The following is a 12,967-nucleotide window of genomic DNA, read 5'->3' on the forward strand; positions in this document are numbered from 1 at the left end:
TAATGCATTTATTACTCGTTGAGGACGATCATTTAGTGGCGCAAGGGCTTATTCGCTCTTTGCGCCAAGAGGGCTACAGCGTAGAGCACAGTGGCACAGTAAAGCACGCCTTAGAGTGCCTTTCTAGTGGTGAGATTGAGCTTGTTATTCTCGATTTAGGATTGCCTGATGGCGACGGTTCGCAAGTTTTAAAGTATATTAAAGCACAAAAAAAAGTAATACCGGTGGTTATTTTAACTGCTCGCGGCAGTATTGACGACAAAGTCCAAGGGCTCGATATGGGGGCAGATGATTACCTTGCAAAGCCGTTTGACCCCGCTGAGCTATTTGCCCGTTTACGTGTAGCAAGTCGGCGTATTAACCAAACACAATCAAGCTTATTACGCTGTGGTGATGTAGTAATGGATACTTCTGCTCATACAGTTAAACTAAGTGGGCAGTCACTTACACTACCGCGAAAAGAATACATGCTTTTAAAAGCGCTAATGGAAAATCAGGGAAGGGTACAGTCAAAACAACAACTCGAAAACAAACTTTACCAATGGGGTGAAGAAGTCGGCTCTAATGCCATAGAGGTGCATATTCATCATCTTCGTAAAAAATTCCCTAGTGATTTTATTAAAACCTTACGTGGCATTGGCTACGTGGTTGGTAAGCGTTAGAGTGTATTTGTTTTTCGAGGTTGAAAATGTCAATTCGTAAACGTCTGACCTTAATTTTACTTTCAATGATGGTGCTAACTTGCTTTTTAGCATTAGTAAAAGGCTATAAAAAAAGTATGCACCACGGTGAAAGTTTGCTTGATGATGAACTTAAAATAGTGGCTGGCGTTTTAATTGAGCAACCATTGGCACTAAGCACAGATGCAGTACAAGTAAGTAACAATAGCGCTCAGTTGTTGTATCAAATTTGGCAAAATAATAATTTACTTAGTGGCTCATCGAGTTTAACGAATAACCAAATTAGTTTTAGCGAGGGCTTTCAAACGGCCAATGTAGCAGGGCAGCGTATGCGGGTATTTGTGATGAGTAAAAACACCCGTAAAGTCATCGTTGCTGAACCTATGGCAAAGCGTTTTGAATTAGCTGAAGCCGTTATTTTATCTGCAATGTTACCTATGCTTTGGGCAGTCCCTCTGCTTGCTATTTTTATTAGCTTTTTTGTTAAATACGCATTAGTCCCTCTTACCCGATTATCTAAGCAGTTGGCGTCTCGCCAAGCGAACGACTTTACGCCAATTAACTGGCAAGTAACCGACGAGGAAATTAAACCGGTTATTAATCGTTTAAACGACTTATTTAAACGCGTAGAAACTGCCTACTTACGGGAGCGCTTTTTTGCCTCAGATGCAGCTCACGAATTACGTACCCCGCTTAGTAGTTTAAAAATTAATGTACATAATTTGGCTAATAAACAAAGTAATCTGCAAGACCATCAAGAATTACAAGCTATGTCGCAAGGCATTAATCGCTTAAGTAATATTGTTGAGCAAATGCTAATTTTAGGACGCACTCAGCCTGAACAATGGCAGAGGCAATTTAGCGAACAATCATTGCTAACGATTACTCAGCAAGTCGTATCGGAGCAATACGACAAAATAGATGAAAAAAACCAAACCATTAGTCTTGAAGGCGATGATTTTGTAATTAATGGTGATGAGTTTACATTAACCACGCTTATCGCTAATTTACTTAGCAATGCCATAAAATACACACCCAATAATGGTCAAATTATAATTAAATTAGTATCAAGTAATAACGGCTTTAGTTGGCAAATTGATGATTCTGGTGCGGGTATGACTGAAGAGCAAAAAGAGCGAATATTCAATCGTTTTTATCGCGTAGGTGGCGATCAGCATCCATCAGGCGAGCAAGGTGCCGGTTTAGGTATGGCGATTGTTCAACACATAATTGCTATTTATGGCGCAACTATTCATTTAGCGAATAGCCCTTTAGGCGGACTAACCGTTAAGGTTACTTTTACAGGAGTGAAAAGTGACTAAACGTTTATTTAATCGGTGCCTTTGTTGTTTGCTATTTTTGTCGTTCAATGCGGCGAGTAAAGAGTACCTTATTATTTTAAAAGATCATTTGTTTTATCCCTCGCAAATTACCATTCCCGCGAATAAAAAAGTAAAACTATTGATAGAAAACCAAGATAGCACACCAGAAGAGTTTGATAGCTTTGATCTAAACAGAGAGAAAGTACTCTACCCAAACCGTAAAAGCATTATTTATATAGGGCCGCTTAGTAAAGGGTATTACGAATTTTTTGGTGAGTTTTCGCCCAATACAGCAAGGGGCGTTGTAATAGTTGGTGATGAGGAGGCGCAGCATGCTAATAACTAGTTTAGTCATGAGTCTTAATCAATTGCTACCTGTGGCTATTTTATTAGTGCTACTACAAGTGGTTAAAAAACAAAGCGCTTTAAAAATAGGAGCTGCTTTAATAATTGGCGCGCTCATGTCGTTTATGTACATGCAAAGTGCATCATGGGTGAGCCAGTGGTTTGAACATCAAGGGCTAGAGTACTCACAAATAGGGCTATGTATTACTATATTTATAGCCGTATTAGTATTTGCAATAAAACAAAAATCAGCGGCTTTTTATATTGCTGTTATAAGCACAATAACATTGTATTTAAGCCACTATATTATTTACCTCACCAGTTTTTGGCAAAGTAATGATGCAGGGCAAAGCTTATTTATTGGCACTTTATTAGGTGTTGGAATTTGTTTAAGTTTTAGCGTATTGCTGTACTTTTTAATGAATGCAATTAAGCACCGCTTTGGTATGTATCCGCTTTTTACTTTGCTTGCTTTTAACAGCGCGGCTAAGTTATTAGTTGCACTGGATTTGGCAAGCCAAATAGACTTAATTACCAACACCGCAACCGTGTGGGATTTACGCGATGTATTAAGCGAAAACTCTGAGCTCGGGCGCGTACTGCGTGCTCTTGTTGGTTACGAGGCTACCCCTGATCTAATGAGTGTACTTATATATAGTACTAGTAGCGTGATATTTTTATCACTTTGTTATGTTATTTCGGCTTCAATATCTAAGGAACGTGTATGAAAGCACTCAACCTATATTTAGCGCTTAGCTTTACCGTTTTTTGTTTGTTGGTACTTTCAATCCCAGCAAAGGCCGATGGAATTGTTGTTGATAAGGTATATCACCCCTATGTTTTACCTTTTGAGCGAGAGTTTGAATGGCGGTTAGTGTCGCACCAAACAGATAGTGGCAACATACTAGCGCAGCGTTTGGGTGGTGGCGGTGCTATTAACGATACAATGGCACTAGAAGGCTATTTAGTTGGTGAGCGAGATGACAACGGCGACTTTGGTTTAGAAGCTTATGAGCTTGAACTACGCTGGCAATTAATTGAGCAAGGTAAATTATGGGCTGATTGGGGGGCATTATTTGAGCTTGAAAAAAAACATAATGAAGATGTGTATGAAGCAACTTCGGGTTTTGTGATCGAAAAAGAGTTTGGCAAAACAAGCTTAACTATGAATGCTTTTTTGGTTTACGAGTGGGGGCAGGATATACAAAATGAATGGGAAAGCGAGTTTAGAGCGCAATATCGCTATCGCTATCGTTCTGCTTTTCAGCCATCTATTGAGGTGTACGTAGGTGAAGACTTTGTTGGCATAGGGCCTGGATTTATAGGTTTGCAGCGTTTTGATGGACAAAAGCAGTTAAAATGGGAAGCGGGTTTTATCACTGAGATAAGCCAATCAGAAAAAAATCATAGTTTTAGGCTCGCATTAGAATTTGAATTTTAATAACCAAGGAAAGCGGTTTTGGTTGTTTATCACTCTGATTATAGATAGGTACTTGACATATTTTAAAAAATCTATATAGTGGGCTGCAGCTAGAAAGAAAGCATGTAAGCTATAAATCTCCATTTCGATGTTGTATAAGTAATACTTGTAGTACCGTCCTGAAGTTTTTAAAGTACCATCTCATTTTTTGCTACACCCGCTCTTATGAGCATATTTTTTATTTTATATCAGGATATTACAATGTCTAACATCGTATCAGGTACAGTTAAGTGGTTCAACGAGTCTAAAGGTTTTGGTTTCATCGAGCAAGAAAATGGCCCAGACGTTTTCGCACATTTCTCAGCAATCAAAAGCGAAGGTTTCAAAACTTTAGCTGAAGGCCAACGTGTAGAGTTTACTCTTTCACAAGGTCAAAAAGGTCCACAAGCTGATAACATCACAGCTGTATAATTTTACTTTTTAAGTAAAATGAAAAAAAGCGCTTAAGGCGCTTTTTTTGTGTCTGAAATTTGACTCAACCTAAGTTGCACCTATTATTAATGTAAGTTCATCAGTAGGTATCGTTATCATTAAATCCTTCCTTATACTTGTTTTTATATTTATCAGTCATTACGCACAGGCTGAAGATTTCAAGCTCACGGTCTACACTGAGCACTTTTCGCCATACAATTTTGAAAACAAAGCGCGTCAACTTGTTGGCATAAATCTCGATATTGTAAAAGATGTATGCATTGCGTCAGACATTACCTGTGAATTTAAAATACTTCCTTGGAAACGTGCTTACAGCCTAGTCCAAAAAGAAAAGCATTCAGGTATTATCTCTATCGCTAAAACATCTCAAAGAACGCCTATTTTTAATTGGGTAGGGCCTTTGGCATCCAGTGAAACATTTTTTTATAAACTTAAAAAAAATACTCAGTTAAAAATGAATAGCTTAAATGAAGCAAAGCAGTTTTCACTTGCTATCGTAAGAGGGGATATTTACGAATCCATAATTAAAAAAGTAGGGTTTGAAGCAGGTAAAAACCTTTTGTCCATAGGTGATGAAAAGCAATATATGCACTTGTTTTTAAATAGTAAAATAGATTTGATTTTAGGCTCTGAATACACCATTGGTTATCAACTTTCGCCTTTTGGGTATAGTGAAGACGATGTCGTTAGGCTGCAGGAATTACCATTACCTGAGATAGCAGGTAACTACATCGCGTTTAATAAATCAGTACCCAATTACATTGTAGAGCGTTTTAATAGGGAGTTTGAAAAGCTTAAAAAGAAGGATAACTTTTCGGCTTATAAAAAACGTTATAAGCGCTAATGTTAGTACCTGTAAGGCAGCCCTTTCTTTTGCTTTATTTTTAAAAATGCAGCTTGCAGTGATTCTATTAAATGCATATCTGTTTTTTTATTCGCAGCTAAATAAGCATCAATTGTTAGCTCATCTATTTTATAAATAAACTTTAAGTGTGCTGGTTTGAGCTTTAGATAATCACTCATCTGCTGCATATATAAAGGATCGTCTACAATTAAATCTACTTTTTTAGCGAGTAGTAAAGAGTATGACTTTTGAATATCAGAGGTTAAAACAACTTCAAACCCCAGTTTTGCGAGGGTTTGTGTTGAAAAATCATTGCGCTGCATAGCAATTTTGTACACTTTAGCTTGTTCAGTAGTGTTTATAATAAGATCATCTCGCTCTGATAGGCCAATAAAGCCTAGTTCAAAACGTTCGACAGGTCCTATCCAATAAAATTTGTCTTCTCGCTCTACAGTGCGTGCAAGGCTGTATATAAAGGTATTTTTAAGCTCATCTGCAATTTTATAAGCACGTGCCCAAGGGTACATTTGAATGTTAGGTGTTAGATCAGCCTCAGCAAATATATCTCTAATAAATTGAGTACCTTCACCTGCTACCTCACCATCAATCAACACCTGGTTTGGCGGTGCTAACTCTGTAACAACAAGGATGGGTTCTTTTGCTTGAACATACACAGAGCAAATTAAAAAAAGAGAATAAAGAATATATTTCACAATAGCGGATCGTTAGTCGGTTAGCTTAAGTAATATAAGTGTGGCTGAAAATACGAAAAACACAAAAAATATTTATGTGAATTTGTTACTAAGATATTGGTTTATTTGAGTTATATATAACCATAAATAAGGTTAAATAGCTTGAAGGTGGGGGAGTGTATAAATGTGGAAGGCCTAAAACGATAAAAGGGCCTTGCGGCCCTTGGTGAAGTATCGTTCAAGTCAGATAGAGCTTTAACCCCTTAAAGCGCTATCCTCTTGTTTTGCAACACCGGTGTTCATCTCAATAAGTTTCTAAGCTAGCGAGAGGAAAAACCCAGCAATTGCTGCGCTCATAAGGTTAGCCATAGATCCTGCTAACACTGCTCTGAGCCCTAAGCGTGCGATATCCTTCCGCCGACTAGGCGCCATACCGCCTAACCCACCTAGTAAAATGGCTATCGATGATAAGTTAGCAAAGCCACATAGAGCAAAAGTAACAATTGCTTGTGTGTGCGCGCTTAACGTATCGCGATAATTTATAAAGTCTAAGTAAGCAACAAACTCGTTCACTACTATCTTTTGACCAATAAAGCTGCCGGCTATAATTGCTTCATCCCATGGCACACCTAGTAACCATGCAACAGGAGCAAATACATAACCTAATATTTCTTGAAGCGTTAATGTTGGGTAATCAAACCACCCACCAATACCACCTAATAAACCGTTTAGTAGTGCAATTAGCGCTACAAAAGCAAGTAACATTGCACCTACATTAAGTGCTAAATGCATACCGTTTGCTGCACCTGATGCAGCTGCATCAATTACATTTACAGGCTTATCTTCGTCATCTAAATCTAAATCAGCTAAGTTATCTTTAGGCGTTTCAGTTTCTGGCACAATCATCTTGGCCATTAAAAAACCACCTGGAGCAGCCATAAAGCTCGCTGCTATTAAATACTTAAGATCTACGCCAATAATAACGTAACCGGCCATTACAGAGCCTGCCACAGTGGCTAAGCCACCTACCATCACTGCAAACAATTCCGATTTAGTCATTGTTGCTATAAATGGCTTAACTATTAGCGGTGCTTCAGTTTGGCCAACAAAAATATTTGCTGTCGCTGAAAGCGATTCTGTGCGAGAGGTTTTCAATAATTTTTGTAAACCGCCGCCTAAAATCCTAATTATCCAATCCATAATGCCAAGGTGATACAACACAGCAACAAGTGCTGAGAAAAACACGATAACGGGCAAAACTTGAATCGCAAAAATAAAACCTAATGTGTCTTGTGAGGCAAGTGGGCCAAACAAAAACCCAATACCGTCGTTTGCATAACCAATAACCGACGATACGGCTGCTGACATGCTCGTTAACACATTTTTTCCTGCTTCAAAAAACAGGACAAAACCGCCAATAACAACTTGCATCGCAAATGCTATACCAACGGTTCTTAAATTAATTGCCTTGCGATTAGTTGATGCCGCAAAGGCAATGCTTAGTAGCACACACATGCCCACTAAGCTCATAAATGTTGTCATACAAATGTTTCCCGTTGTTATTCTTGTAGTAAATATTTTATCTTACTTTTTATTATATCAATCGCAACGCGGTTCATACCGCCTCGAGTCACAACTAAATCTGCGTTATGCTTAGAAGGCTCAATAAATTGATAAAACATCGGTCTAACAGTTGCTTGATACTGCTCAACAACAGATTGTAATGTTCTGCCTCGTTGCTCCATATCACGTTGCATACGACGCATTAAGCAAATATCTAAAGGCGTATCTATAAACACCTTAATATCAAATTCTTTATTAAGCGCTTTGTCACTCAATAATAAAATACCTTCAACAATGAGTATTTTAGCAGCAGGCACTCGGCGAGTTTTCTCGCTACGTGTATGCTGTGCATAATCATACGTTGGTACTTCAACTGAATTTCCACTACGAAGCTGTGTTAAATGCTCAAGCATTAACGCATGTTCAAATGCATCAGGATGGTCGTAATTCGTTTGCGTACGATGCGCCATCGGTAAATGCGACTGATCCTTGTAGTAAGCATCTTCTTCAATAATGGCGATAGCGCCTGGTTCAAGCTCATTAACCAATTCATTGTATATAGTTTGGCTAAAAAGAGATTTGCCCGACGCAGACGCGCCTGCAATAGCTATAATAGTAGTTCGTGTCACTAAAGTTCTCACCCACACAGAAGGATATATTGTTGGTAGATCACAATAGCAAAAAAGACACGATTAATCTCTTTTGCTTCGCTTAAGAATGCAAATTTATAATGTTTAGGTTTTATGAAACAGGACTTTTGTCCTGTACGGAAAAATCGATCAGCGGATAAAGTAACCACCTAGAATCAAAGTGAGGTCAAAATGGCAAGAGCAATTATCTTAATGGCAGATAGCCTAGGAATCGGTGCAGCACCAGATGCAGATAAATTCGGCGATCTTGGGGCTAATACATTCGCTCACTTACTAAAAGCATATTACGACGAAACAGGCGCTGCATTATCGCTTCCTAACCTATCAAAACTTGGGTTAGTGGATGCATGTGAAGCTGCCGGTGGAGAACCGTGTTTAATTTCAGACCGCCAAGCTTCTCAAGGGGCATGGGGTTACGCTAAAGAATTATCTAGCGGAAAAGACACGCCATCAGGTCATTGGGAAATGGCAGGAGTACCTGTGTTATTTGATTGGGGATATTTCCCAAAAACACAGCCAAGTTTCCCACAAGAATTTATAGACGAGTTTATAGCTCGTACTGGTATTCCTGGCATTTTAGGCAACTGCCATGCATCGGGAACAACCATTTTAGAACAGCTAGGTGAAGAGCACGTAAAAACAGGTAAACCAATCTGTTACACCTCAGCTGATAGCGTGTTTCAAATAGCCGCGCATGAAGAGTCATTCGGCCTAGAGAAGCTTTATCAAGTTTGCGAAATCGCACGGGCGCTACTTGATGAAATGAATATAGGACGAGTGATTGCGCGGCCATTTTTGGGTCCAAATAGCCAAGACTTTGCCCGCACAGGTAATCGTCGCGACTATTCAGTGCTTCCGCCAGCACCAACATTGCTAGATGTGTTAGCAAAAGACGGCGGCGAAGTAATTAGTATTGGTAAAATTTCAGATATTTACGCGCATCAGGGCATAACCCAAAAGCATAAAGCACCTGGGCTTATGAACTTGCTAGAAAAAACCAGCGAAGTAATGAAAAGCGCACCAGATCATAGCTTAATCTTTACTAACCTAGTTGATTTTGATGAAAAATTTGGTCATCGCCGTAACCCAGTAGGTTATGCAAAAGCATTAAAAGAATTTGATGACTATTTACCAACTATACTAAAGCAGTTAAACGCAGATGACATATTAATGATCACTGCAGATCACGGTTGTGACCCAACCTTTCCAGGTTCTGAGCACACTCGCGAATACGTACCGGTTATTGCATATAAACCAGGTATGAGTAACACACCTCTAGGTGAACGCAACAGCTTTGCAGATATCGGTCAAACACTGGCACAGTGGTTTAACTTATCTGCGCTTGATTACGGCGACAGCTTTTTAAATGAGCTAACAACGCCAAATAAAAAGGAAAACAATTAATGAGTACTCCGCATATCAGTGCAAACGTTGGTGATTTCGCCGAAACAGTATTAATGCCAGGCGATCCGCTACGTGCGCAATATATTGCTGAAAACTTCTTAGATGATGCAGTACAAGTTACAGGTGTTCGTAACATGTACGGTTTCACTGGTACTTACAAAGGTAAGCCAGTAAGCATCATGGGTTCAGGCATGGGCATTCCATCAATGTCTATTTATGCACGTGAGCTAATTGTAAGCTTTGGCGTTAAAAATATTATACGTATTGGTACGTGTGGTGGTATTGGCACAGATATCAAAATCCGTGACGTAATTTTTGCACAAGGTGCAAGCACAGATTCAAACGTAAACCGTGCACGTGTTCGTGGCTACGATTTTGCTGCTATTGCTAACTTTGACTTACTTTTAAACGGTGTAAACGCCGCTAAAGAGCTAGGAATTAAAGCAAAAGTAGGTAACGTATTTACAACCGACACTTTCTACCAAGCAGACGACTCGTTCTATAAAGACTTAGACAAGTTAGGCATGCTAGCAGTAGATATGGAAACAGCCGGTTTATATGGCGTTGCAGCTGAATACGGCGCAAACGCAATGGCATTATTTACAGTAAGTGACCACGTAATCACCGGTGAAGCAACACCTGCTGATGAGCGTCAAAGCACGTTTAACGAAATGGTTAAAATTGCATTAGAGTCAATAGCTTAAATAATAAATAACAGTTCCTTGGTAACGTATTCACTAAGTTTTGGAGACACGCCCAAAGTGAAGTGAGACTAACCTCCAAAGCCGCATTTTATGCGGCTTTTTTTATGCCTGAAGAAAACTGATAGCAGCTTCTAATTACTTATACCAATTCGCTTAATTAAGTGATCTATTTTGAGGATGGAAAAACGTGTTGATAGCTAGGCAAAAAATTCGCTATTTAGTTGTTCTAAATGAGAATTTTTTTACGCAGGTAGCGACACGTTTAGCCCCTAAAAATGATTAAGTATTATTTCGGGTTGGTATTAATTCAACCATCTAAAAACTGCGTTTTTAAACGCCTGCAAGCAGCGCGTCTACAGGTAAATTAAACTGCTGAGTGTAAGTTTTCCACGTAGGCGCAGAGCTTGCTCGCGCGAGAAGCACTTAAGCTAACTACTCTAAAAGCGCAGCATCTCTAAACCTATTTGTGTATAACAGCCCTAAAAAACAATATGCACGCAGAGAAGAAAAGGAGGAGCAAATGAGAAGAGCAAAACCAATGCTGACTCGGCATTATAAAAGTACAAGCGTTGCTTTAAAAGCTTGTAACCTGCGCGAATAGCTGTGTTTATACCAAGTTTAGAGTATGACTTGTTGCTCATGTTAGAAGCACAGTTTCTGATTGTTTTTATTATTTTAACTTCTAAGCTCTTCTCTAAAAGCGCAGCGTCTCTAAACCTCTTTGTGAATTAATCACTTTTGATCTTAGCTCTACGCTAGAGCTGAGTTTGTAGAGCGCAGTTAAGCTTCTAATTACACAACAAACTTTACCTTTAAAAACAAAAAAGGGCCAAGGCCCTTTTTTATGGTGTTGCGCCTAATCATACAGGCCAAATTCTGAGTGCTTAAACAACTTCACCAGCCACTATCGTATTAAAGCTGTCGTTGTCATGCAGGCTTGCAAATGCGCTCTCATGTAATAATTCATTACGTAAGTTTGGAGAGTATTCAAGTGCCATTTTAATATCGGCTAAGGCATCAGCATGCTTATGTGTTAGTGCATAAGCACAGGCTCGTTGCCAATAGGCATAACCATAGTCACTATCTATATCAATAGCTTGATTACACAGCTCAATGGCTTGTGCTGTTTCATTAATTTCTAGTAGTGCATCGGCTTTATAAGCAATGGCTTCAACATCTTCAGGTTTGCGATTGAGTATTTCATCAAAAATTTCAATTTTGTTCGCAAAATCACTTTCTAGGTTTGCGCGCATCCACAACGAATGAACTTCGTTAGTCACCGATATACGCTCTTGGTTGCTGAGTATTTCTTCTGAGCGAACGCGTAGTTTTTCTTCAAGAATTTTTAATCGGTCTTCATACTCGTCTGTAATTACACTCACACGCGTATTTACAATATCTTCTACTTTGTTTTTAACATCGCGCAACGAGTTCCAACCCACTAAAACTAAAATCGACGCCGTAGCGGTAATTATAAAAAACACATTATTAATGGTATCTGTAGTGTACGTTAATGCGCGATCGGCAGTATCAAGCTGCGCATGAGTAACCTGCTTAGTTACATCTTCACGAAGCTTTTGCTGATCTTGCCTAACTGCTTTTAGCTCATCTAATATGTAACGTTCCATTAGCGGCTTATACATAGGCTCTTTGAGTTGTTGAAGAGCTTGTTGCTCTTGTTGTGCTGTAGGTGAAGCTGGTTGCTTTTCAGCAGAGTTCACTATGCCCGAAAACAAAGTTAAACAAACAAAAAGTACAGATAGGTAATAACGCATTGGTACGCCTAATTAAATTAATTACTGTAATAACTTTAACATGCAGGGCTTAATGGCACTAGGGCGTGTTGTTCTTTGTGGATTAAAATTGACCTAATTTAGATAGGAGCAATAGTTGTAAAATTTATTTAGCCTAGAGCCTAGGGCGTGTTGACCTTTCGTGATTAATTTTGCAGCTGTATATTTGGTTTTTAGGCAAGGCAGAGCCTATGTAGTGTGGTTATTCCCCATAAATAGGCGATAACGAAGCATAAATGCCAAACATGCGCTGCCCTTAGGGTTCTTTCTAGGGACGATTTACTCTTTGTTGCTCGGTTTTTACTTAGCCCACTAGGTTACAAACCTCGCGCCGCGATTAAATCGTCCCTAGATTGAACAAATTTCAATCCACAAAGGTCAACACGCCCTAGCAATAATAGGGTAAAGCGTGAGCATATTACCCATGCTCAGGTAATTTGAGTAAAAATAGGCAAAAAAAAACCAGCTCAAGGTGAGCTGGCAAAAACTGCTTAAAACAACAATATGTCGTAGGGATTCACAGGAGAACAAGTTCATACTAACTGAATATTTATGAACAAATACTTAATTAAATTCAACTAGTTAAAAATATAAGAATACTCAAAGTATTCGGTTTATAAAGTAAAGGTGCATTGGGCTTAAGTAATGCACCTTTATCATTATAACTATCTAACTACAATTTCATGGTGAAGGGGGGTATTCCAATGTGCGCTTTAGTAAACTAAAGCCACTTTCAAACCCTTCACATACCATTACGCCGAAATTTTTCAATTCGATCACAGGTCTAGTAAAAAGATTAAGGTTAATTCACCGATTTTTAAATTTTTATTTTGCGTAATGCTTTATATGCGCGCCATCTGACTTTTTTACTATTATTTTAAACGCCACTTTAAGCCTATTGTTAAATACATCATTAACGTAAGGGCAATCAAAAATATAAATTGGAGCAATCGTTTTAAATAGTATGTTGAGGCTGGCGTAGCATAATTTATACGCCTATATTAAGGATACGTAAGCACTTAGGTAGGCACGCTGAGTAAAAAGTAAGCCTATTAAAT

Annotated in this window: 13 protein-coding genes; 9 read left to right on the forward strand and 4 right to left on the reverse strand. The window is 38.8% G+C overall.

What is annotated here, in order from left to right:
• The first annotated feature begins 2 nt into the window (after window positions 1-2).
• From H5117_RS05880 to H5117_RS05910, 7 genes are all read left to right on the forward strand, one after another.
• A complete protein-coding gene (locus tag H5117_RS05880) occupies window positions 3-662 on the forward strand; it encodes a response regulator transcription factor (protein WP_002959133.1) in 660 nt (219 codons plus the stop codon).
• A gap of 26 nt (window positions 663-688) precedes the next feature.
• Window positions 689-2,002 carry an ATP-binding protein gene (locus H5117_RS05885; protein WP_182736591.1) on the forward strand — a complete coding sequence of 438 codons (1,314 nt, stop codon included), beginning with the start codon at window positions 689-691 and terminating at the stop codon, window positions 2,000-2,002.
• Window positions 1,995-2,348: a cupredoxin domain-containing protein gene (locus H5117_RS05890; protein WP_138490154.1), complete on the forward strand. Its 354-nt coding sequence runs from the start codon at window positions 1,995-1,997 to the stop codon at window positions 2,346-2,348. Before H5117_RS05885 ends, H5117_RS05890 begins: the two co-directional genes overlap by 8 nt.
• Window positions 2,335-3,075, forward strand: a complete 741-nt coding sequence (locus tag H5117_RS05895) for an iron transporter (protein ID WP_182736593.1) — start codon at window positions 2,335-2,337, stop codon at window positions 3,073-3,075. Before H5117_RS05890 ends, H5117_RS05895 begins: the two co-directional genes overlap by 14 nt.
• Window positions 3,072-3,788 (forward strand): hypothetical protein, encoded by a 717-nt coding sequence (locus tag H5117_RS05900; protein ID WP_182692991.1) that lies wholly within the window; start codon window positions 3,072-3,074, stop codon window positions 3,786-3,788. The genes H5117_RS05895 and H5117_RS05900 overlap by 4 nt, the downstream gene beginning before the upstream one ends.
• 240 nt (window positions 3,789-4,028) lie before the next feature.
• A complete protein-coding gene (locus H5117_RS05905; protein ID WP_002959120.1) occupies window positions 4,029-4,238 on the forward strand; it encodes a cold-shock protein in 210 nt (69 codons plus the stop codon).
• 151 nt (window positions 4,239-4,389) lie between these two features.
• Window positions 4,390-5,103 (forward strand): ABC transporter substrate-binding protein, encoded by a 714-nt coding sequence (locus tag H5117_RS05910; protein ID WP_241764502.1) that lies wholly within the window; start codon window positions 4,390-4,392, stop codon window positions 5,101-5,103.
• A gap of 2 nt (window positions 5,104-5,105) precedes the next feature.
• Here the strand turns inward: H5117_RS05910 and H5117_RS05915 are convergent, their stop codons facing one another.
• The 3 genes from H5117_RS05915 to udk all read right to left on the reverse strand — a co-directional run bounded on the left by H5117_RS05915 (window position 5,106) and on the right by udk (window position 7,987).
• A complete protein-coding gene (locus tag H5117_RS05915; protein WP_024605581.1) occupies window positions 5,106-5,816 on the reverse strand; it encodes an ABC transporter substrate-binding protein in 711 nt (236 codons plus the stop codon).
• Window positions 5,817-6,110: 294 nt separating this feature from the next.
• Window positions 6,111-7,337: a NupC/NupG family nucleoside CNT transporter gene (locus tag H5117_RS05920; RefSeq protein WP_039488805.1), complete on the reverse strand. Its 1,227-nt coding sequence runs from the start codon at window positions 7,335-7,337 to the stop codon at window positions 6,111-6,113.
• 17 nt (window positions 7,338-7,354) lie between these two features.
• Window positions 7,355-7,987 (reverse strand): uridine kinase, encoded by a 633-nt coding sequence (gene udk / locus H5117_RS05925; RefSeq protein WP_024596281.1) that lies wholly within the window; start codon window positions 7,985-7,987, stop codon window positions 7,355-7,357.
• Window positions 7,988-8,179: 192 nt separating this feature from the next.
• Between udk and H5117_RS05930 the strand changes: the two genes are divergently transcribed.
• Together H5117_RS05930 and deoD are read left to right on the forward strand one after the other, a co-directional pair.
• On the forward strand, window positions 8,180-9,412 hold the full coding sequence (locus H5117_RS05930; protein ID WP_182736595.1) for a phosphopentomutase: 1,233 nt from the start codon (window positions 8,180-8,182) through the stop codon (window positions 9,410-9,412).
• The gene (deoD, locus tag H5117_RS05935; protein ID WP_002959109.1) at window positions 9,412-10,116 is read left to right on the forward strand and encodes a purine-nucleoside phosphorylase; all 705 of its coding nucleotides are present in this window, start codon (window positions 9,412-9,414) and stop codon (window positions 10,114-10,116) included. The genes H5117_RS05930 and deoD overlap by 1 nt, the downstream gene beginning before the upstream one ends.
• Window positions 10,117-11,000: 884 nt before the next feature.
• On the opposite strand, the gene H5117_RS05940 is transcribed toward deoD, so the two are convergent.
• Window positions 11,001-11,891: a TPR end-of-group domain-containing protein gene (locus H5117_RS05940; protein ID WP_002959108.1), complete on the reverse strand. Its 891-nt coding sequence runs from the start codon at window positions 11,889-11,891 to the stop codon at window positions 11,001-11,003.
• Between the last annotated feature and the right edge of the window lie 1,076 nt (window positions 11,892-12,967).

Origin of the sequence: Pseudoalteromonas sp. SG45-1, from assembly GCF_014164135.1 — a bacterium.
GTDB lineage: Bacteria > Pseudomonadota > Gammaproteobacteria > Enterobacterales > Alteromonadaceae > Pseudoalteromonas > Pseudoalteromonas distincta.